Annotated in this window: 18 protein-coding genes; 7 read left to right on the plus strand and 11 right to left on the minus strand. The window is 69.6% G+C overall.

Annotated elements, in window-relative coordinates; translation table 11 throughout:
* Positions 1-76 precede the first annotated feature (76 nt).
* The 4 genes from ACZZZQ_RS01100 to mtrA form a co-directional block, all read right to left on the minus strand.
* Positions 77-766: a ComF family protein gene (locus ACZZZQ_RS01100; RefSeq protein WP_463506714.1), complete on the minus strand. Its 690-nt coding sequence runs from the start codon at positions 764-766 to the stop codon at positions 77-79.
* A 109-nt stretch (positions 767-875) separates the two neighbouring features.
* On the minus strand, positions 876-2594 hold the full coding sequence (locus ACZZZQ_RS01105; RefSeq protein WP_053095663.1) for a GerMN domain-containing protein: 1719 nt from the start codon (positions 2592-2594) through the stop codon (positions 876-878).
* Positions 2591-4267 (minus strand): MtrAB system histidine kinase MtrB, encoded by a 1677-nt coding sequence (mtrB, locus tag ACZZZQ_RS01110; protein WP_053095662.1) that lies wholly within the window; start codon positions 4265-4267, stop codon positions 2591-2593. The genes ACZZZQ_RS01105 and mtrB overlap by 4 nt, the downstream gene beginning before the upstream one ends.
* Positions 4268-4274: 7 nt before the next feature.
* Positions 4275-4955, minus strand: coding sequence for an MtrAB system response regulator MtrA (mtrA, locus tag ACZZZQ_RS01115; RefSeq protein WP_053095661.1), 681 nt, complete (start codon positions 4953-4955; stop codon positions 4275-4277).
* A gap of 96 nt (positions 4956-5051) precedes the next feature.
* On the opposite strand from mtrA, the gene ACZZZQ_RS01120 reads away from it, so the two are divergent.
* The 5 genes from ACZZZQ_RS01120 to ACZZZQ_RS01140 all read left to right on the plus strand — a co-directional run bounded on the left by ACZZZQ_RS01120 (position 5052) and on the right by ACZZZQ_RS01140 (position 10605).
* Positions 5052-6446, plus strand: a complete 1395-nt coding sequence (locus ACZZZQ_RS01120) for a DUF3824 domain-containing protein (protein WP_463506715.1) — start codon at positions 5052-5054, stop codon at positions 6444-6446.
* Positions 6443-7084, plus strand: coding sequence for a DUF4129 domain-containing protein (locus ACZZZQ_RS01125; RefSeq protein WP_320487958.1), 642 nt, complete (start codon positions 6443-6445; stop codon positions 7082-7084). Before ACZZZQ_RS01120 ends, ACZZZQ_RS01125 begins: the two co-directional genes overlap by 4 nt.
* Positions 7081-8274: a DUF4350 domain-containing protein gene (locus tag ACZZZQ_RS01130; RefSeq protein WP_463506716.1), complete on the plus strand. Its 1194-nt coding sequence runs from the start codon at positions 7081-7083 to the stop codon at positions 8272-8274. The genes ACZZZQ_RS01125 and ACZZZQ_RS01130 overlap by 4 nt, the downstream gene beginning before the upstream one ends.
* A gap of 99 nt (positions 8275-8373) precedes the next feature.
* Positions 8374-9297, plus strand: coding sequence for an AAA family ATPase (locus tag ACZZZQ_RS01135; protein ID WP_222839202.1), 924 nt, complete (start codon positions 8374-8376; stop codon positions 9295-9297).
* On the plus strand, positions 9298-10605 hold the full coding sequence (locus ACZZZQ_RS01140) for a DUF58 domain-containing protein (RefSeq protein ID WP_056278220.1): 1308 nt from the start codon (positions 9298-9300) through the stop codon (positions 10603-10605).
* A 10-nt stretch (positions 10606-10615) separates the two neighbouring features.
* On the opposite strand, the gene ACZZZQ_RS01145 is transcribed toward ACZZZQ_RS01140, so the two are convergent.
* Positions 10616-11608 carry a stage II sporulation protein M gene (locus ACZZZQ_RS01145; RefSeq protein WP_053095656.1) on the minus strand — a complete coding sequence of 331 codons (993 nt, stop codon included), beginning with the start codon at positions 11606-11608 and terminating at the stop codon, positions 10616-10618.
* Between the two features lie 16 nt (positions 11609-11624).
* On the opposite strand from ACZZZQ_RS01145, the gene ACZZZQ_RS01150 reads away from it, so the two are divergent.
* Positions 11625-12434 (plus strand): RDD family protein, encoded by an 810-nt coding sequence (locus ACZZZQ_RS01150; protein ID WP_463506717.1) that lies wholly within the window; start codon positions 11625-11627, stop codon positions 12432-12434.
* A gap of 32 nt (positions 12435-12466) precedes the next feature.
* Here the strand turns inward: ACZZZQ_RS01150 and ACZZZQ_RS01155 are convergent, their stop codons facing one another.
* The 4 genes from ACZZZQ_RS01155 to ACZZZQ_RS01170 all read right to left on the minus strand — a co-directional run bounded on the left by ACZZZQ_RS01155 (position 12467) and on the right by ACZZZQ_RS01170 (position 15775).
* A complete protein-coding gene (locus ACZZZQ_RS01155; protein ID WP_320487955.1) occupies positions 12467-13681 on the minus strand; it encodes an ABC transporter permease in 1215 nt (404 codons plus the stop codon).
* On the minus strand, positions 13678-14532 hold the full coding sequence (locus ACZZZQ_RS01160) for an ABC transporter ATP-binding protein (protein WP_463508077.1): 855 nt from the start codon (positions 14530-14532) through the stop codon (positions 13678-13680). The genes ACZZZQ_RS01155 and ACZZZQ_RS01160 overlap by 4 nt, the downstream gene beginning before the upstream one ends.
* Positions 14529-15488, minus strand: a complete 960-nt coding sequence (locus ACZZZQ_RS01165; RefSeq protein WP_222839162.1) for an efflux RND transporter periplasmic adaptor subunit — start codon at positions 15486-15488, stop codon at positions 14529-14531. Before ACZZZQ_RS01165 ends, ACZZZQ_RS01160 begins: the two co-directional genes overlap by 4 nt.
* Before the next feature lie 80 nt (positions 15489-15568).
* Positions 15569-15775, minus strand: coding sequence for a DUF3499 family protein (locus ACZZZQ_RS01170; protein WP_053095653.1), 207 nt, complete (start codon positions 15773-15775; stop codon positions 15569-15571).
* Between the two features lie 165 nt (positions 15776-15940).
* On the opposite strand from ACZZZQ_RS01170, the gene ACZZZQ_RS01175 reads away from it, so the two are divergent.
* Positions 15941-16282 carry a metallopeptidase family protein gene (locus ACZZZQ_RS01175; RefSeq protein WP_053095652.1) on the plus strand — a complete coding sequence of 114 codons (342 nt, stop codon included), beginning with the start codon at positions 15941-15943 and terminating at the stop codon, positions 16280-16282.
* 30 nt (positions 16283-16312) lie between these two features.
* On the opposite strand, the gene ACZZZQ_RS01180 is transcribed toward ACZZZQ_RS01175, so the two are convergent.
* Together ACZZZQ_RS01180 and ACZZZQ_RS01185 are read right to left on the minus strand one after the other, a co-directional pair.
* Positions 16313-17695 carry a DUF5719 family protein gene (locus ACZZZQ_RS01180; protein ID WP_463506718.1) on the minus strand — a complete coding sequence of 461 codons (1383 nt, stop codon included), beginning with the start codon at positions 17693-17695 and terminating at the stop codon, positions 16313-16315.
* Complete coding sequence (locus ACZZZQ_RS01185; RefSeq protein ID WP_463506719.1) at positions 17692-20673, minus strand: glycosyltransferase; 2982 nt, start codon at positions 20671-20673, stop codon at positions 17692-17694. Before ACZZZQ_RS01185 ends, ACZZZQ_RS01180 begins: the two co-directional genes overlap by 4 nt.
* Positions 20674-20690 lie beyond the last annotated feature (17 nt).

Here is a 20690-nt window from a genome sequence, read left to right on the forward strand (position 1 = left end):
GTCCTCCCGGCCAAGGGCGGACCGTGGTCGCCTTGTGACCCCCAACGGTAGTCGGCCTGACCTCGGATGTCACGGGTCAGTTGCTGCGTGTCCCCGATGCGTTCACATTCCGTTCGCTGTGACGCGGCGTGGCGGCGAGCGCGACCGCTGCCAGGACATGGGCGCCCGCGTCTTTCAGCGCGCGAGCCGCCTCATCGAACGTCGCACCCGTCGTGACCACGTCGTCGACGAGCACGACGGTCTCCCCCTCGAGCACACGTCGCGCTCGCATGCTCCCGCGGACGTTCTCCGCTCGGCTCACGGAATCGAGGCCTCGCTGATCCGTGCGCCGACCCCGCAGAACGAGCAACCGGTCGGGAAGCCGACCCGCCCGCCGGATCAGCAGCTCGGGCACCCGGTAGCCGCGCCGTCGAAAGGCGGCCACCGATGTCGGGATCGGCACGAGGTGGAGCGGTCGATCGGTATCCGCGCGTGCCTCGAGCACGTCGACCACCTCCCCCAGCGCCGATCCGAACGGGCGAGCGAGCAGCGTCTCGCCGTCGTCCTTCATCCTGCGGATGCATCGCGCCGCGACCGACTCGAAGGGCATCGCCGCTCGGACCTCCAGTCCGGCGGGCGTGCGGCGGACGAGCGGCTCCGGTCGGATGCTCTGTCGGCACGAGCCGCAGAGCAGCGTCCCGGGCCGGCCGCACCCCGCGCAGGTCGCCGCGAGCAGAAGGGCGAGTATCTCGAGTCCTACGGCGCGGGCCGGTGGATGCGGTGACATCCGTCGATGCTCTCGCAACAGTCCGGCGCCGGGGCTGCAGAGGCTGCGCGGAACGCGGCCGTCATGGACTGTCAGTCGATGTCGGACGGCCGTGCAGGGACAGTCGCGCTCAGTGCCCCGCACGCGTCGCGAGAAGTGAGACTCCGCTGATCGACTCGCTCCATGCCGAGCCCGCACGGGCGAACACGGCGCCGTCCGCGCCCAGCACTCGCAGACCGGTGGCTGCGCGCGCACCCGCCAGGGACACCGCGCCGGTCGGAGCCACCTCTGACGTGCCAGGCCCTCCGACCACCTGCGTGACGACCATCCGGTCTGCGGGATCCGTCAGCAGTCCGAGACGATCCGCGCCCAGCCAGACGAGGCCGATGGCGCCGCCGTCGAGCTGCGCCAGCGGCTCGGTGGGCCCGAGCTCGGTCGGAAGCCCGGCCTCATCGCGGATCACCGATGACACGACGATCCAGCGCTCGCCCCCGATCACGACGGCCGCGGCGACGCGGGCCCCATCCGCCGAGACGCGGATGGCGGATACGGAGGAGGCCTCCGGCCACGCGCCCGCGATGCTCTGAGGGGCGACATCGCTGCCGATCGCCTGCAGAGCCGCCGGTGCGTTAGACGGGACCGACCACGTGTAGTCGTAGGGATCCATGGACGGCCGCACCAGCGATGGGCGGTCGTCCAGCTCGTTGAAGCTGCCTTCACCTGCGAGCCACACGTGCCCGTCGATGAGCTGCACGGCCGCGTGGGAGCTGTCGACCGACACGTCGACCGCTGTGACGGGCTGACCCGCGTTCACGATCTGGTCCGAGACGCCGGGGATCGGCGTGATCTCTCCACCGACCAGCATGCCGAAGGTCCCGTCCTTCAGCACGAGGCTGCCCGGATCGGCCTTGTCCGTCACGACCTCGACGACCCCGGCCTCCAGTGTGCGGCCGTCGACCGTGAAGCGCACCTGGTCGATCTGCACGCCCCCGGCGGTCAGGGTCGCCTGGAGCTGAGTGCGCATGCGCGCGAGGGTGGTCGGGTCGAGGCCCAGCGCCGCCCGGTTCAGGGCGACGTCGGCGATCTGGTCGGGGTCGATCGGCACGGAGTCCCGTGCGAGCTGCACCTCCTGCGGGAACGCGCTCTGCACGGCCGGATCGAGCCAGGGGCTGGGCGCGCCGCCGATCAGCGACTGCGCGATGGTCGTCGCCACCGTGGCGCGTCGAGGGAACCAGCGCACATCGGGCACGAGTCGTTCCCACGTCTGATCGAAGTACTGCAGCGCGTAGTCGTCGTACACGCGCGAGAACCTGGATTCGTCGATCACCACGCCGTCCGGCGCCTCGGCGATCCGCCACTGGCCGTCAGTGAGTTCGACCACGAAAGCCGAGTTCGAGGCGCCGAACGCCTCGGAGTACGCTCCGGTCGCGTCGACGCTGGCGACCTGATCGAAGGCGACCCTCACGTCGGCCGTGTCGCCGTCATCGGCATCGTCGTCTTCGTCGACATTCGAGCTGAAGGAGCGGGTCGCCGAGCTCACATCGATCGACACGCCGGTGTTCGGACGCCAGGTCGATGCGAGCTCCGGGGTGAGAAAGCTGCGAGCGGTGTTCCAGTTGTCGGCCGGGGTGATCGCGGCCTCCATGAAGCCTTCGACGATCGCCGCAGGCCCCGCGCCGTCCACCGGGCCCGAAGCGAGCGGGAGGAAGTCCTGCCCCTCGGGGGACGCCCCGAGAGGCTTTCCCGGCTGTGCGTCTCCGCTGGTCGGAAGACCTGTGCACGCTGACAGGATGAGCACGGTCGCCGCGATCACGAGACCGCGCAGCGCGCGCCGAGTCCGCGCGGTCATTCGATGCTCCCTCGATCGAAGAGCTCCGCCGGGACGTCGGCGAGCTGGATCGGCTGCGTGGCATCGCCGAGTTCGGCGAGCGGCTCCTGCGGCTCGATCGGGATGGGCGAAGGCCCATCCGTCGCATCGCCACGGCGAGGCAGGGTCAGAACGAAGTTCGTCCCGACGCCGAGTTCGGACCATACCGCGAGCGATCCGCCGTGGAGAGTCGCGTCGCCGAGCGCGATCGACAGTCCGAGACCCGTCCCCCCGAGAGTGCGCTGGCGGGAGGGATCAGCGCGCCAGAATCGGTCGAACACCCGCTCGGCATCCGCCGGGTCCATGCCGAGCCCGAAGTCGCGGACGCCGGCGGCGACCGCATGCTGATTGCTGTCGACGGTGACGACGATCGGCCGACCCTCGCCGTGCTCGATCGCATTGCCGATCAGGTTGCGCAGCACTCGTCGCACCCGCCGCGGATCCATGTCGACCGGCGAGTAACCGCCGGGGGCGACGAGCCTCAGCTCGCTGCCGCGATCGTCGGCGAGAGGACGCATCTGCTCGATGATGTCCTCTGCGAGATGCGCGAGGCTCGTCGCCTCGAGCTCGAGCTGCACGGAGCCTGCGTCGTAGCGGCTGATCTCGAGCAGATCCGACAGCAGCGTCTCGAACCGCTGCACCTGCGTGTGCAGGAGCTCGGTGGTGCGAGCGGTCGTCGGATCGAACTCCTCCCGCTGATCGTTCAGCATGTCTGCGGCGAGGCGGATCGTGGTGAGCGGAGTCCGCAGCTCATGCGACACATCTGACACGAAGCGCTGCTGCACGAGTGACAGCTCGCCGAGCTCCTTGATCTGGGATTCGATGCTGTCGGCCATGGCGTTGAAGGAGCGTCCCAGGGTCGCGATCTCGTCTTCCCCGTGCACGTCGATGCGGACGCCGAGGTCGCCCGAGGCCAGACGTGCGCTCGTCTCGGCAGCCTCGACGATAGGCGTCGACACGGTGCGGAGAACGATGAAGGAGATCGCGGCGACGATCGCCACCAGACCTATGCCGGCGACCCACAGGGTGCGCTGCACGAAGGTGAGAGTGTTGTCTGCATCCGCGAGGTCGTACGCGAAGTAGATCTCGAACGGCCCCGCCTCGGGAACCCGCAGCTGCTGCCCCACGATGATCCCGGGCACAGCTCGGCCGCCGACCTCGAGTGATACGGACTGCCAGGACTGCCAGTCGTCGAACTCGACCACCCTGTTCCTGAGGCCCGAGGTGATCAGATTGTCGCTCAGCCCGGCGGTGAAGCCGTTGAGCGGGACGTCGGGGTCGACCTCCATGCGGAATCCGGCAAGACCTTCGGCCGTCGAATTGCGTCCGAGGTCCTCCTGCACGCTGTCCCACAGCTCCGGCAGGGCTGCCGGGTCATCGCCCAGCGCCGTCGCGTCCAGGGTCGCCTGCGCCTGGTTCACCGAGCGTGCCGCGTCTTCGAGCGCCTCGTTCTTGCGGGATTCGAACAGATCGTTCTGGATCACCAGCGCCATCGTCACGCAGGTGATCAGGATCGCGGTGGACGTCAGCAGAAGCGTGATCGTGAGCGTCCGGAATCGCAGAGAACTGCGCCACAACGCCTGGACGACGGTCGGCCAGCCACGCCAGTCGCGGATGACAGCGACCGCCGTGGTGGTCGCTGTGGTCGCGGCCATCGTGGGCCTAGCCCGCGCTCCCGGCACGGTAGCCGACGCCCCGTACCGTCATGACGATCTTGGGGTTGTCCGGGTCGAGTTCGACCTTCGCCCGCAGACGCTGCACGTGCACGTTGACCAGCCGCGTATCGGCCTTGTAGTGGTAACCCCACACCTGCTCGAGCAGCATCTCCCTCGAGAACACCTGCTGGGGCTTCGACGCGAGCGCGACGAGCAGTTGGAACTCCAGTGGAGTGAGAGCGATCGGAGCCGTACCGCGGCGCACCTCATGGGCGTCGACGTCGACGGTGAGGTCCCCCACGCGCAGCTGCTCCCCCACGTTCTGCGACGTGGGCCGCAGTCGGGTTCTGATACGAGCGACGAGCTCCTTCGGATTGAAGGGCTTGACGATGTAGTCGTCGGCTCCGACCTCGAGTCCTCTGACCACATCAGCGGTGTCGCTGCGGGCGGTGAGCATGATGACGGGGACTCCGGATTCGGCGCGGATGCGCGTGCAGATCTCGATGCCGTCCATCCCGGGCAGCATCAGGTCGAGCAGCACGAGATCGGGACGCTGTGCGCGCCACTCGTCGACCGCCCGCGCACCGTCGGCGCAGAACACCGGCTCGAAACCTTCCGTGCGCAGCACGATGCCGATCATCTCGGCGAGCGCGGTGTCGTCGTCGACCACAAGAATGCGTGAGGTCATAACTGTTACCTTATGGCACTCAGTACCACGGTCCTCCTGTCTACGCGCCCGACGGGTCATGTGACACGATGGGAGCGCACGACGGAGGGAGTGCCGGTGAGCGGCCAGACATGGACCCCTGCCCCGAAGAAGGGCATCATCCCCCTGCATCCGCTGACGTTCGGGATGCTGTTGAGCAAGTCGTTCGTCGCACTGCGCCACAACCCCAAGGTCCTCTTCGGCTTCGGAGTCGTCATCCAGCTCGCGGTCGTGGTGCTCAGCGCCACGGTGATGGGCTTCGTGTTCGTCACGACGTTCACGCGGCTCGAGTCGCTCTCTCCCTCCTCCCCGGACTTCGAGGCCGTGTTCGCCGGAACGATCGCGATGAACATCGTCGCGGGCATCTCCGTCGGTCTCGCGTCCGTCGCTTTCACCGCTCTGATGCAGGGCGTCGTCGCAGCCGAGATCGGCTACGCCGCGATCGGCGTGAAGGCCACGCTGAAGACCCTCTGGCGCAAGATGACCCCGTCGTTCTGGCGGCTGGCCGCCTTCGCTTCACTCTCGGTCATCTTCATCTTCGGTGTGATCGTCATCCTCTTCGTCATCGTCGCCGGCTTCGTCGCCAGCGGGCTCGGCGGATCCGCTGAGGCCATCGGCGGCGTCGTCATCCTCGTGCTGCTCGTCCTGCTCACGACGATCCCCCTCCTGGTCTGGCTGACGACCAAGCTGCTGCTGGTGCCGTCCATCCTCGTCCTCGAGCGCGCGAAGCTCCGCGATGCGCTCGTGCGCTCGTGGCGACTCACCCGCGGTCGCTTCTGGATCGCCTGGGGAGTCACCTTCCTGATCGGCGCCATCATGGGCGCCGCGATGCAGCTCGTGAATCTCCCCGTGTCGCTGCTGAGCTCGATGCTCGGATCGGTCATCGCCCCGACCGGCTCTGCGGACACTGCCGCCATCATGGGGTTCGTCTTCGCCCTCCTCGCCCCGCAGATCCTGCTCCTCGTGCTGCAGGCCATCACGCTCGTGGTGCAGAGCACCGCAGGAACCCTCGTGTATCTCGACAGTCGGATGCGCTACGAGGGTCTCGACCAGGCGCTGATCAGTCATGTCGAGCGACGCGACCTGGGGTGGACGGAGGAACAGCTCGGCGACCCCTTCGTCGTCGACGCCACGCGCGCCGTCTCGAGTGCACCGCCGCCCAAGCAGGTGCCCGAATGGGCGACGATGACGCCGGCCGGCCATGAGGCGCAGCCGTATGGAGGGCAGCCGTACCCCGGGCAGCAGTACCCCGGGCAGCAGTACCCGGCACAGCCGTACCCCGGGCAGCAGTACGGGTACCCGACTCAGCCTCCCCCTTCACAGCCGCCGTACGCGCCGCCGGCTGCGACCGTCCCGCCTCAGCCACCGGCGTATCGGCCGGCACCGGCGCCCGCCGCTCCCCCGGCATCCTCAGCGCCCGCGGACGACTCCACCTGGGCGGCCCCCGGAGCGGGCAGCGAAGGATCTGCATGATCCGCCCGCTGGACGATGTGCTGGTGCCCGACGGAGACGAGGCGAGACAGTGGGCCGAGCAGGAGCTCTCCGACCCGCGCTATGCCGATGCGAAGCCGACGTGGTTCGATCTCGTCGCGCGTGACATCGGACGGTTCCTCGCCGATCTGTTCAGCTCCGACAACGGCGCCAGCGTCGGGCCGTCTGCACTGATCATCGTCAGCGTCATCGTCTTCGGCGCTCTTGTGGCGGCCCTCATCATCTGGGGTCGCCCTCGCCGCTCCCAGGCGATCCGTCGGCCGGGTGCCGGGCTTCTCGGCGCCGAGGACGACCGTTCGGCGGCGCAGCTGCGTGCGGATGCCGACCGTGCCGCGCGAGCGGCGGACTGGGACGAGGCGACGGTCCTGCGGTTCCGCGCGCTCGCGAGAGGACTCCTCGAGCGCGACCTCATCGAGCCGTCCCCCGGCGCGACGGCCCAGGCGATCGCGCGCGAGGTCTCTGTCGTGTTCCCTGCGGAGACGACGCCCGTCCGCCAGGCCGCCGTGTTCTTCGACGACGTGCGCTATCTGCGGCATCCCGCGACCGCTGATCGCTACGCGGAGCTCGCAGCGACAGACGACCGGCTCAGTGCCCTGCGCCCGGAAGCAGTGACCGCGTGAGCGTTCTCGAGCAGCGGGACGTCCCCGCGTCGACCGCCGAACGCGCGCCTCGAGGCCGACGGTCGCGAGCTCTGCTCGGATGGCTGATCATCGTGGCGCTCGTCCTCGGCGGCGTCTTCGTCGCGATACAGGTCGGTGTGCGCATGCCCGATCAGCGGGGTTCACTCGATCCCGAGAGCGTGAGCGACTCGGGTGCCATGGCCATCGCGCAGATCCTGCAGGAGAACGGTGTCGAGGTCTCGGTCTTCCGTTCGCGCGCCGAGGCGCGCCAAGCGCTCGATGACGACGCCACGCTCGTGATGGCGAATCCGTACACGCTCTCCGACGAGGCGATCACCGAGCTCATCGAGCCCGCCGACCGGGTGGTCTTCCTGTCGAGCAGTACGCACCTGCTGAGCCTCTTGAGGATCGGCGACAACGCCACCCCGGATTTCACCCCGGCGCAGGCAGACTGCGACGCACCCGAGTTCGCGGACGTCGGCTCGATCCGTCCTGATCGGCTGTTCACGCCCGCCGACGGCGTGAAGGGATGCTTCGGCGACGACGACGCGGCGGCCGTGCTCATCGATGAGAGCGACGGAGCCACGCATGTCGTCGTCGAGGGTGCGCGCCTCTTCAGCAACGCCTATCTCGCAGACGACGGCAACGCCGCACTCGCGCTCGCGCTGCTCGGACAGACCGAGCGCGTCGTCTGGTACGTGCCCAGTTTCGGCGACACGGACATCGAGGGCGAGACCGAGGACACCCTCGGGTCGCTCACACCGGGATGGGTGACACCGGCCATCCTGCTGCTCATGCTCGCCGGCGTCGCGGCAGCACTGTGGCGCGGTCAGCGCTTCGGACCGCTCGTCGCCGAGACGCTGCCGGTGACGGTGCGCGCCTCGGAGACCATGCACGGTCGCGCACGTCTGACCGCGAAGGCCGGCGACGCTGCGCACGCGGGCGAAGCTCTCCGAGACGGGAGCCGGCGCCGCCTGGCGCGCAGGCTCGGCCTCGCTGTCACCGCGAGTGCCGAGGAGGTCGCGGATGCCGCAGCCGACCGGCTGCGCGTGCCGCGTGGCTCGCTGCACGAGCTGCTCGCGGGCGCGCCACCCGTCGACGATCCGTCACTGATCGACCTCGCGCGCCGACTGCAGGAACTCGAGAGCGCCGTCGACGCCTCGTCCTTCACGGAGCGGAGATCCGAATGAACCGCCCCCGCCGAACCGCCGTCCATCCATCATCCGACCGGAAGCCGAGGACACCACGTGACCGCTGAGAACTTCAACGACGCCGAGCTGCGTCAGGCCATGCACCGCGTGCGCACGGAGGTCGACAAGGCCGTCGTGGGCCAGGCGGGCACGGTGACCGGCCTGCTGGTGTCGCTGCTCGCGCGAGGACATGTGCTGCTCGAGGGCGTGCCCGGGGTGGCGAAGACCCTGGTCGTGCGCTCGTTCGCGCGGGCGCTCGGCCTCGACACGAAGCGCGTGCAGTTCACCCCCGACCTCATGCCGGGAGACGTCACCGGTTCGCTGGTCTACGACGCCCGCACGGGCGAGTTCGACTTCCGTGCGGGTCCGGTGTTCACGAACATCCTTCTCGCCGACGAGATCAACCGCACGCCTCCGAAGACCCAGGCCGCCCTGCTCGAGGCGATGGAAGAACGTCAGGTGTCCGCCGACGGTGTCAGCCGAGCTCTGCCCGACCCGTTCCTCGTCGCCGCGACGCAGAACCCGATCGAGCACGAGGGCACGTATTCGCTGCCGGAGGCCCAGCTCGACCGCTTCCTGATGAAGCTGGTCGTGGGAATGCCGGAGCGGGATGCCGAGGTGTCCGTGCTGCGCAAGCACGCCTCCGGCTTCTCCCCGCGCGAGCTCACCGGCGTGGAGGCCACCGTCTCCGCGGACGAGATCCGTGCGGCTCAGGATGCGGCAGGACGCGTCGAGGTCACCGATGACGTCCTCGGCTATGTCGTCGACCTCGCCAGAGCCACGAGGCAATCGCCCTCGGTCGAGCTCGGCGCGAGCCCCCGCGCCTCCACGGGTCTGCTCGCCGCTGCGAAGGCGTGGGCGTGGCTCAACGCATCCTCTGCCGTCACGCCGGATCACGTGCAGACGATGCTCGTCCCCGTCTGGCGGCACCGGCTGCAGCTCCGTCCGGACGCCCAGATGGAGGGCGTGTCAGCGGATGCCGTGCTCACATCCGTCGTCCAGCAGACCAGGGTGCCGATCTAGGTGTTCGTCACCGGCCGTCTCGCGCTTGCCGTCGCCGTCGGCATCGTCCCGCTCGTCCTCGCCGGGCTGGCGGACTTCCCGCCCTATGCCGCCCTCGGCATCTGGGTGCTGCTCTGCGTCCTGCTGATCGTCGTCGATGTGCTGCTGGCTCCGAGCCCCCGCTCCGTCGTCGTGACCAGGCGCGTGCCGACGCGCACCCGCATCGGCGAGCAGGTCCCCGTGAGCGTCGCGCTGCAGAATCAGGGTCCCCGGACGCTCCATGCGCTGATCCGCGATGCCTGGCAGCCGACGGCTGGAGCGGGTGAGGCCCGTCAGCGACTCAGCGTCCCGCCGGGTGAACGGCGACGCGTCTCCATCCCCCTGCTGCCACGACGTCGCGGCGAGCTGGCGAGCGAGTTCGTGATGATCCGCTCGCTCGGTCCGCTCGGCCTCGCCGGCCGGCAGGCCCGTCACCTCGTACGCGGGACCATCCGGGTGCTGCCCGCCTTCTCGTCGCGGAAGCACCTCCCCTCCCGCCTCGCGCGTCTGCGGGAGCTCGACGGGAACACGAGCATCCAGGTGCGCGGTCAGGGTACCGAGTTCGACTCGCTCCGTGAGTACGTCCGAGGGGATGACGTGCGGTCGATCGACTGGCGCGCCACCGCTCGCGCGGGCACCACGATGCTGAGGACGTGGCGACCGGAGCGCGACCGCCACGTCGTGATCATCATCGACACCGGCCGCACGGCCGCCGCGCGCGTCGGCGACGGCACGAGGGTCGATGCCGCCCTGGAGGCGTCTCTTCTGCTCGCGGCCCTCGCCGCGCGTGCGGGCGACCACGTGCATCTGCTCATGTACGACCGGGTCGTGCGGGCGCGCGTGACCGGTGTGGAGGGGACAGCGCTGCTTCCGGCGCTGACCGATGCGATGGCTCCGGTGCACGCGCGTCTCGTCGACACCGACTGGCCGGGTGCTTTCGCTGCCGTGCGCACGCTCACGACCCGTCCTTCGCTCATCGTGGTGCTCACCGCTCAGGATGCGGCCGAGTCGGCTCGCGGATTCCTCGGTGCGTTCCCCGACGCGAGCAGGTCGACATCGATCCTCGTCGGTTCGGTCACCGACGACGGCATCGCGGATCTCACGACGCGGCGCGGATCTCGAGAGGAGATCTACCTCGCTGCGGCGGCCGAACGCACGATGCGCGACGCGGAGAACGTGGCCGACGCGGTGCGCCGCGCGGGAGGCGAGGCGATCGCCGCTGACCCCGAGTCGCTGCCTCCGAGGATCGCAGACCGGTACCTGGAGCTGAAGGCCGCCGGGCGCCTCTGAACGCAGAGAGTCAGCCGGCCAGGAGCCTGGGCGTACCTGCCTCGTACTCGACGAGGTCTCCGGTCTCGCCGCGGCGATACGCTCGACCGCCGATCACGAGCATATAGATGAGGAACGCGGCGAGGGCGGCGACGCCGATGCCGATCTTGACAGGCCAGGGCAGCGCCCACCCCGTCACGAATCCCTCGATCAGTCCGGACACGAACAGCGCGAAGACGAGTCCGATCGCCACTGTCGCGAGCGAGCGTCCCTCGGACGCGAGTGACTCGCCTCTCGAACGGTGTCCCGGCGCGACCCACGACCAGAACAGGTGCAGACCCGCCGCAGCCGCGACGAAGATCGACGTCATCTCCAGCAGTCCGTGCGGGAGGATGTAGAGGATCATCACATCGACCTGGTCGTGTGCGGCCATGACGGCGCCCGACACGCCCAGCCCCATCGCGTTCTGCACGAGGACGTTGATCGGCCAGATGCCGGTGATGCCGAACAGCACGCATTGCAGGGCGATCCAGGCGTTGTTCCACCAGACCATGCCCATGAACACCGCGGCCGGGTTCTCGGTGTAATAGCCGGTGAAGCTCTCGTCGGCGTACTGCTCCAGCAGGTCCGGCGGGCCGAGGGTCGCGAGGAGTGCCGGATCTGCGGAGATCCATGTCGCGGTCCCGACGACGATCGCGATGAATGACGCCGCGATCACGAGCGTCGTCCAGCGCAGTCGATAGAGCGCGGCGGGCAGCTGCAGCGAGAAGAATCGGCCGGTCTGGGTGAGGATGCTGTCGGACGCCCCGGTGAGTCGCAGCCGCGCGCGCACGAGGATCGTCGAGAGGTACGCACCTTGAGGTGACTCCCCCACCGAGGTCTTGAGCTCAGCGAGATCCGCGGATGCCGCGCGGTAGCGGACGATCAGCTCGTCGACGCCCGCGCCGTCGAGCCGAGCACGGCTCAGCTGGTCGAGCCGTTCCCACTCGGCGCGGCGTGCATCTGTCAGCGCATCGGCATCCACCTGATTTACTGTACTCATGTCCGCCGCGCTCGATGCATCCGACGAGGTCCTCTCGGGCGAGGCCGTCGCGATCGATGTGCAGCCGATCGGCTTCGTGTTGCGAGCCGCGGGCGCGATCATCGACCTCCTGGTCGGGCTCGCGGTGTTCCTGTCGACGATCTTCCTGCGGATCTGGCTCCTCGACATCGGCATCCTGACCCAGGCGACAGACACGATCGCCTTGATCGCCTCGATCGTGATCAGCTTCGTGGTGCTGCCGATCACCATGGAGGTCGCCCTCAAGGGCCGCAGCCTGGGCAAGCTCGCCGTCGGGGGTCGGATCGTGCGACTCGACGGTGGCGCGACCGGTTTCCGCCATGCGTTCATCAGGGCACTCCTCGGCGTCCTCGAGATCTACATGACGCTGGGCAGCATCGCGGTGCTCGCCGGAGCGTTCAGCGCCCGCTCGCAGCGGCTGGGAGACATGGTCGCCGGCACCTACAGCCAGCGCGTGCGCACGCCGAAGCTGATCCCGAGCGTCCCCGTGCTGCCGCCGATGCTCGCCGGCTGGGCGCAGATCGCCGATGTCGCGCGCCTCCCCGACCGTCTCGCGCGCCGCATCTCGCAGTTCCTGCAGAGCGCTCAGCGGATGGTCCCGTCAGCTCGCGCCCGAGTGGCGCAGGATCTCCTGACCGAGGCATCGCCGTTCGTCTCGCCTCTGCCTCAGGCCGCCCCGGAGGTTGCGCTCATCGGCATCACCGTGCTGCGGCGCGAGCGGGAGCGCAGAGCGCTGGAGAACGCCGACCGCCGAGCGGAGAAGCTCACCGGCCGACGCGTCGGGGCCTGAGCACACCGGTCTCTTCGCGAACCCCGGCGCCGTCAGAATCGGATCGCGTCGATCACCTTGACGCGAAGGGCGACCAGTGCAGGGATGAAGCCGGCGACGGCGCCCACCAGGATCGACGCGGCGAGCCCCACGAAGGCCGCGCGCATCGGGAACGGCGGAACGTCCTGGATCCCGTAGAACAGCGAGGTGACGACCCAGTCCGAACGGAGCACCGCGACGACGATCGCGATGCCGACGAGCCCCGCCACCGTCGTCGCGACGAGGCTCTCGAGGAAGACCGAGAAGAAGACCCGGCCCGAGGTGGCGCCGAAAGCGCGACGCACGCCGATCTCACGCACTCGCTGCCGCATCGCGACGAGCTGGATGTTGATCAGACTCAGAGCTCCCAGCGCGAGGATCACGGCAGCGATGCCGCCGGTGACCATCTCGAAGGTCGCCTGCGCATCCAGCGCACCCGGCTGAGCAGCCCAGTCCGAGCGGCTCACCGACACCGTCTGCCCGTCCGGGAGCCCTGCGCGGAGATCCATGGCGAGCACGGGTGCGATCTCGTCGACCTGCTCCTGTCCGAGCCAGACCTCGTACTGCGGCCAGGCGCTCTCCGGCAGAGCATCGACGCGGGCACGATACGCGTCGTAGAGGATGTCGACCCGAAGCTCCTCGTCTCCGAACCCCTGGCGAGGCACGACACCCACGACCTGATAAGTACCACCCGCAGGCCCCGCGAGCGTGAGAATCGGATGCTCCGCGACGGGCGTGCGACCGATGCGATCCCACAGCGCCTCCGTGATCACGACGGGCGGGGAGAGTGCGTCGGCATCCGCATCCCGCATCCATCGGCCCACGAGCAGCTGCTCGCGGTGGATCTCGGAGTAGAGCGGATCGATCAATCGTGAGTTGACATCGACGATGCCGTCCGGCAGCTGCACCGGAACGACCATGCCCTGCGCGATCCGGGCCGTGTGGCTGAACTCGAACCGCTCGGTGACGCGCGTGAACCTCTCATCGAAGGCGTCGAAGTCGACCGGCGCCCCGTCGTCGCTGCTGATCGTGACGACCAGGGTCGCCGCCCTGCCTCCCCAGCGATCCGACTGCTCCGCCTGGAACTGACGCTGATATTCCGAGACGGCGACGACCCCGGTGAGGGCTGCCACCGAGACCGCGATGCCGATCAGGCTGAGCAGCACACGCAGCTTGTGGACGCGGATCTCCGCCCACGCATCCGACAGCGCTCCGAGGATGCCGGTCATGACGCGGCCCCGCGACGCGAGTACGGCATGGCCGGCATGCTGCCGGGTGTCGGCATCTCGGCCCCGTTGGACGCAGCCGCCGGTGCGGATGCGGCCGGGACGGATGAAGAGGGAACGGATGCGGAGGGAACGGACGCCGCGAGGGTCGAGGCTTCGAAGGCGCGGCTGAGATCCGCAGGCTCGAGGACCCCGGCGTCGAGTCGGTAGTGCCGTCGGGCACGGGCGGCCACATGGAGGTCGTGCGTGATGGTCACGAGCGCCGCGTCGGTCTCGGTCGCGACCTCGTCGAGCAGCGACATGACGGACGCGCCCGTGTCGATGTCGAGTGCGCCGGTCGGCTCGTCCGCGAGGATCAGCACGGGCCTGCGCACGAGGGCCCTCGCGATCGCGACCCGCTGCTGTTCTCCTCCCGAGAGTCGATCGGCGACCTGCTCGATGCGATGACCGAGGCCGACTCTCTCGAGCATGTCAGCGGCGATCTGCCTCCTGTTCCAGAACAGCCGACCGCGCGCATGGCCGAGTGGCATCATCACATTGTCGAGCGCGGTGCGCCCCGGGAGCAGATTGAACTGTTGGAACACGAAGCCGACGTTGTCGCCGCGCAGCCGGTCCAGCCGCCCCGACCGCATCCGACGCACTTCGCGATCCTCGAACGACACGGAGCCGGTGGTCGGAGCGTCGAGCATCCCGAGGATGTTGAGCAGCGTCGACTTCCCGGAGCCCGACCTGCCGACGATCGAGACGTGATCGCCCGCACTGACCTCGAGCGTGATCCCTCGCAGGATCTCCAGCTCCGAGTCGTCAGCGAGCCGCACGCTCTTCGTCACATCGCTCAGCGCGACGAGAGTCACCAGCTGACCCCGCTGTCGCACTGCTCGACTCCGGGAGCCACCTCGTAGCAGACCTCCTCGACCGGGGCGACGAAGCCGGGGACGAACTGGCGGATCGACTCCCCCTCTTCGAGGCCGGAGACCACCTCGACCATGGCCCCGTCGTTCACGCCGAGCTCGACCGCTCGCTCTTCCGGTTCAGCGCCGTCGCCGGCATCGACCCAGACGTTGCCCGTGCCCGCGCCACCCTGCACAGCGGTGACCGGCACCACCAGGGCGTCGTCCACCTGCCCGAGCGCCAGATCCATCGTCGCCGGCAGACCGGCGAAGACGACCTGGTCACCGGGCACCGCGCATCGCACGCTCGCTGTGCCCTCAGCGCTCACCTGCACCCGCACTCCTGTGCACACGAACGGCGCGGGCCCCCCGGTGATCGTCACCGATGCGTCGGCCGGCGCATTCACCAGGCGGTACAGCTGGACCGGCTCGACGGTCGCGAGCAGGTGGTAGCGCGCGGGCGTGAGCGTGAAGATCTCGGTTCCGGTGGATGTCGCCTGACCCTTCACGAGAGCGATCTCCGAGACGTCGCCGGCCTCCGGCGCGACGACGTCCACATCCTTCTTGGGCTCGTCCTGCCTGATCGTGAAGAGCTTCTGCCCCGCCGCGACGGTCGCCCCGTCGGGGACATGCACGGCGATGACCGTTCCGGTGATCTCCGACCGCACCGGGAACGCGTCATCGCGTGCGACGTTGCCGCTCAGGGTGAGAGCGTTCACCACCGAGCCCCGTTCGACCGGGATGACGGGATCGACGATCGACGACTCGGGGCTGACCATCGCCTCTGTGGCGTCCGGGAAGAACGCGATCTTCACGAGAGCCGCGGCGCACGCGCCGAAGACGAGAACGAGAAGAAGAGGGAAGATCCAGCGTCGCCAGACGATCACGGCTGCCTTTCCGGCGGCGCCGCCCTGGCGCATCCGCGGTCAGCGTATCGGCATGCGTCGATGACCCACCCGCCCCGAGGCGGCGTGTCCCCGTCGGCGATGCGGACGGTATATCAGGCGCGAAGCGCCTCGTGCCGGACGACGAGCCATCCTGCGGGAACGGACAGGCGGTCCGCATGCTGTGCGCACAGATCATGCGCGTTCGGGTGGCGCGCCATCCCCAGGGGCCCGAGCGCGGCCATCTGATCGCCGTAGTCGTAGGTGAGAGTGGCCACGGCCTCGCGCGCGCAGCCGACCTTAGAGCAGAGTCTTCCGTCCATTCACGCCAGGCTACGTCGAGGTTCATCGGATGAGCGGATGCCGCGCCGCCGCGCCCGTCGGACTCAGCCTAGACTTTCGCTATGCCCCGTCGCTCCCGCACCTCTGACGCACCCCGCCGCGGGGCCAGGCACGGGCGCCACGGTCGGCTCGGACGCAGCGAGGTCGTGCGCCCTCCACTCGCCCCTCTCGACGGGCGCATCGACCGGTTCGATCTGACCGTCGGCACTGCGGTGGAGTTCCTTCGAGGAACCTGGCCCGAACTGCAGGAGGTGCGGTTCGAGATCGGCGCCATGCCCGCGTTCGAGGCCGCAGACGAGGTCCCGCGCTGGTACCTCGATCACGAGAAGGCGCGCATCGTGCTCTTCCGGCTTCCCATCGAACGGCTGCTGCCGCCGGGACACGACGACTCCGCCCACCGAAGGATGGCGATCGAGAGCGCCGTGTTCAGAGCTGCGGCCGAGTACGTCGGCCGCGAGCCCTGGGACCTCGGCGGCCACGAGCACTGAACTCAGAGACCGTCCTCGCCGGTCCGCAGGTCACGGGTAGACGGTGATGCTCTGCTGCGCTCCCGCAGCCGGCCATACCGGCCAGACCGCGAGCGCTCCGGGCGCGCTCATCGTGACGGAGGCATGCACCGGCGCCGAGGTCGACAGCGCATACACCGTGCGCGGCGTCACATCGACCGACGCCGACGAGTGGGCGGGGACAGTGACCTCGACGGGCTCTCCGCCCGATGTCGATGCGACCTGCACCGTCGCATCGGAATCCTCGTCGTTGGCGAGCACGAGGCGCGGCGTCGGCCCGGCAGGAACGGCGACGTACACGTCATCCTCGAGCTCCGGCGCCGGCGTGACCCAGGCGAAATCGTCCTGCGGCCCGGCGACATCCTGCTGCCGCACCGCGGCGAGCACAGGGTTGTCCGATTCGATGCTCATCGTGTACTCCCCCGGCGACAGCGCGGAGAGCGACAGCTCGGTGGGCGCGTCGGCGGTGAGCGGAACGGTGAACTCGTCGGCGATCGTGGACGCACCGACCTCTCTGACCGTCACGACGGCCTGGGAATCGACCTCGGGTGACATCAGCCGCAGAACCGCCATGTCTGCGTTGTCGCCCTGGTTCTCGAAGACCTGGATGCCCGGGAGCACCGGCTGACGCTGCGCAGCGGGAACCGCATCCTGCAGGTCGATGCCCGAGGGATCGAGGGTCCGGGTGAGCGACGACTGCAGTACAGCGCGCACGGGCGACCCTGTCGCGGTCACCTTGACGATCGGGAAGTCCGATCCGGCGGCGATCGATGACAGCGCGAGCGCGACCTGAGACTCCGCGGGGACGATCACGGTGCTGGACGCCCGCGCAGACCCGAACACGCCGAGAGAAACAGTGGAGGGCACGACCCCGGGGTTCGTGAGAACGATCAGGTCCTCGGTCCCGGTGGCGACCGTTCCGCCGACGAGCCACGACTCGATGCCCGCAGGACGGCAGGGCGCCGCGGCGAGACCGAACAGGTCCGCCTCCTGCACGCTGACCGACTCCGTGGCGCCGAGCAGCGGCGCCTGGCGTCCCTCGACAGGGCCCACGAGGCGTTGCGCGGATCCGCCGTCGGCGAGGTCCTTCGCAGGCAGGGGACTCGACTCCGGTCGCCCGGACGACCCCTCGGAGGTCAGTTGGGGAGACGCCGCCGACACCATCTCGAGCGGGTTGGAGGGATCTCGACCGACCGCGCGAAGGTCACCGTTGCAGACGAGAACGGTGTCACCCGGAAGGGGCGCCACCTGCGCCTGAGCGGGCTCGTGCGAGACAGTCGGCCACGGCGCGGTGATGCCGACGACGACACCGACGACGCACGCTCCTGCGACGACGGCGCCTGTCAGGACTCGAGCGCCGGTCGCCGCCACCCGGAATGCGCGGTTGCGGGTCATCGCCGCTCCTCCTCACCCTGTTCGGTCGACGGATGGGCCTCGACTGCCGCATCCGGCTCGGGCCCGTCCGAGGGCGCGGCGTCGGCTGTTGCGGCTGTCTCAGCGACCTCCGGATCGCCGTGCGGTTCTGCGGCGCCGTCGCGGTCCTCGGGGTGCCGAGGCAGCACGAGCGGCTCTTCCGGTGCTCGTCCGACGATGCGCGAGCGGGCGCGGGCTGCTCGCCGCGACGCACGTGTCGGCACGGACAGCAGCAGCGCCGCGAGCACGAGCACGAGCTGGACCGTGATCACGAGGCGCGCTGTCGCCTGCTGAGCGGTCGAGAGCGGAGCCCGTGGCGAGGCGTCGGCCTCGAGCCTGTAGAGCACACCACGGTCGGTCGAGCCGGCCTGGACGAAACCGGCCCGCTGGTCGAGCGATGTCACCGCGGCCGTGCGCAGAGAGCGAGCACGGTCCGACTCCTCACCCGAGACCTGTGCGAGCAGGACGTACGAGATCCCCGTCCGAGCCAGCTCATCAGCCGCATCGAAGTCCCTGGCCGAGAGCAGATCGACCGCGAGCGTCGTGAGGTCGGAGCCGCGCAGCTCCGTCGCTGTCGAGAGGATCGTCGTCTGGGCGCTCAGCGTCTCGCTTCCGCCCCACGCCACCTCGGTCGCCAGGCCGCCGTCGTTCTGCGGGGTGAGCACGAGGGTTCCGATCTGACGGTCGGCACCCGCCTGCGCTGCGACATACGCCGGCAGCGTCGATGCGGGACCGTCTCGGAGCTCCGACTCGTCCGCGTGGACCGCGGCCAGGGCAGGAACAGCGCACACGGCGATCGCAAGACCGGCGACCGCCGCGCTGAGCACCCGGACCCGTGGCATGGTCACCGCGGTGTCGAGCGTCACGAGGGCGGCTCCGGTGACGCCGATCCACGCGAGGCTGAGACCCGAACCCGGCCAGATGGCGACGGGAGTCCCTTGGGCGAAGGACACGGCGACTCCCACGGCCAAGAACGCGGTGGCCAGGCCGCAGAGCGCGACAAGCAGAAGAGTGATTCCGGCTCGCCAGCGCGGGGCGACCGCTGATGCGAGAGCGAGGAGCGCGAGCGGGGCGAGCAGCACCCCCACCCACGGCGCGAGCTCGAGGCCGAGCCACGTCGCCCACCCGGCCATGTCACCGCTGGGGAACCCACTGGCCAACGCGAGCCTGCCTGCGGCATCGGCCGCTGCCTGCGGACCGGCCCAGATCGAGCCGGGATCCGCGAGCACCGCGAGGATGTCGCCGCGGCTCAGCTGCCAGACCACGAGCGGCGCGAAGAGGGCGACGGCGGGAATCGGCACCCAGACCAGGCGGACGGCTCCGCGGATACGAGCGCCGGCGAGGGTGATGCCGAGCGCCACGACCCACAGCAGGAGGAGTGCCGGGGCGAGCGAGGGCGCACATGCCGTGACCGCGGCGAAGAGGAGCGATGCTGCACCTGCCGCGCCCCACGAACGATGGGCTACCGCCCCTGCGTGGAAGAGCCAGGGCAGGAGGAGGTGCACCAGCACAGCGGCGGGGCGACCGTCGACGAGCGCGGTGAGGAAGGTGGGAGCGAGCGCCCACACGATTCCGGCGAAGATGCGCAGACCCGCACGATCGGTCACTCGCGTGGCCGCGAACCAGCCGCCGAGCACGGCGAGGGGCAGCGCCAGCACCCAGAGGAGCACGAGGGAGAACGACGGGGCGGCCGGCCAGAGAGAGCCGAGCACAGCGAGCACTCCGGAGAAGGGGTCCGCGGGGCCGACGACGTCGACTCCGAGACCGCGCAGCCCCCAGGCGGCGTCATTCCACAGCGCACCCACCGTCGACCGCAGCGGAAGCAGCGCACCGCCACCGAGCACGGGCCACGCGAGGATCGTGGTGAAGGTCGCGATGCTGACGACGAGGGCGCCCAGCACCGCCCAAGCGCCGCCGCCCGAGAAGAACCGGAGCTCACTGACCGCTCCGCCCTCGCTGCCGTGGCCGTCATCCAGCCGACGACGAAGATCGGAGCTGCTCACACGCAGCGGGGCGATGCTCGACCAGCTCGAGGTGCGGAAGGAGCGGATGCGAGAACGAGACCGCGCGATCGCGCCGAAGCGGAACATCGCCGTCACCGCAGCCGCCCACTCGGGCGCGACGGCCTCCGGCCGCTTGCCGATCAGGTCGGCCATGGATCGCCAGAGCGCGAGAGGAAGCAGAGTGAGCCAGTGCAGCGGGACGGAGATCGCCGGGGCATAAGCGAGGCGGCGGTGCAGCTGGGCGAGTCTGGTCGCGAACGCGCGCCTGCCCCGCGCGGTCGGAGGTGTCCCTGGTCCGTCCGGTGACACGGATACGCGCGCCGAGGGCGCGAGCACGACGCGTCCGCCACCGAGGCGGGCACGGACTCCGAGGTCGAGACCCAGGTCGGCTCCCGCGAGCGCCGGATCCGGACGGAGCGCATCGCGGACCTCGCCGCGGATCAGCATGCCGCGGATGTCCGCACCGAGCGCGTCGTCGCTGGCATCGTGCTGTCCTTGGTCGAGCTCGCCGCCGGCCAGCTCCACCGAGCGCCCCAGAGTCGTCATGCTGACGCCCAGAGAGACGATCTCGCGGTCGTTGTCGGTCTGCACGAGCTTGGGCGCCACGATCGCCGCCGACGGAGATCGTTCGAGAGTGCCGATCAGGCGCTCGAGCGCTCGCGGGTGCGGAGCGGTGTCCTGTGCGAGCAGCCAGACGGCGCTGCCCTCGAGGATGCGGGGTCTGGCGAGTTCGACGGCATCCGCGAATGAGGTGTTGCCGCGCGCCTGGATGATGCCCTCGACTGTGCTCGTCACGGCCTCGCTCTCGCGAGCCGACGCCGCGTCGCCGCACATCACCAGGGTGATGGCGGCTGCGGGCGTCGTCTGGGAGCGCAACGCATCGAGTGTGCGGAGCAGCTGCGCGCGGGCGGAGGAACCGGGGCGCGCGACGATGATTGCGTGAACTCGGGCTGGCATGACGTGGTCAGCCTATG

Source organism: Microbacterium sp. AC132 (genome assembly GCF_979258525.1).

Bases quoted from the DNA above. Each gene is read 5' to 3' on its own strand.
- ACZZZQ_RS01100 (WP_463506714.1), bottom strand. From the start codon at position 766: ATGTCACCGCATCCACCGGCCCGCGCCGTAGGACTCGAGATACTCGCC.
- ACZZZQ_RS01105 (WP_053095663.1), bottom strand. From the start codon at position 2,594: ATGACCGCGCGGACTCGGCGCGCGCTGCGCGGTCTCGTGATCGCGGCG.
- mtrB (WP_053095662.1), bottom strand. From the start codon at position 4,267: ATGGCCGCGACCACAGCGACCACCACGGCGGTCGCTGTCATCCGCGAC.
- mtrA (WP_053095661.1), bottom strand. From the start codon at position 4,955: ATGACCTCACGCATTCTTGTGGTCGACGACGACACCGCGCTCGCCGAG.
- ACZZZQ_RS01125 (WP_320487958.1), top strand. From the start codon at position 6,443: ATGATCCGCCCGCTGGACGATGTGCTGGTGCCCGACGGAGACGAGGCG.
- ACZZZQ_RS01135 (WP_222839202.1), top strand. From the start codon at position 8,374: ATGCACCGCGTGCGCACGGAGGTCGACAAGGCCGTCGTGGGCCAGGCG.
- ACZZZQ_RS01150 (WP_463506717.1), top strand. From the start codon at position 11,625: ATGTCCGCCGCGCTCGATGCATCCGACGAGGTCCTCTCGGGCGAGGCC.
- ACZZZQ_RS01155 (WP_320487955.1), bottom strand. From the start codon at position 13,681: ATGACCGGCATCCTCGGAGCGCTGTCGGATGCGTGGGCGGAGATCCGC.
- ACZZZQ_RS01165 (WP_222839162.1), bottom strand. From the start codon at position 15,488: ATGCGCCAGGGCGGCGCCGCCGGAAAGGCAGCCGTGATCGTCTGGCGA.
- ACZZZQ_RS01170 (WP_053095653.1), bottom strand. From the start codon at position 15,775: ATGGACGGAAGACTCTGCTCTAAGGTCGGCTGCGCGCGCGAGGCCGTG.
- ACZZZQ_RS01180 (WP_463506718.1), bottom strand. From the start codon at position 17,695: ATGACCCGCAACCGCGCATTCCGGGTGGCGGCGACCGGCGCTCGAGTC.
- ACZZZQ_RS01185 (WP_463506719.1), bottom strand. From the start codon at position 20,673: ATGCCAGCCCGAGTTCACGCAATCATCGTCGCGCGCCCCGGTTCCTCC.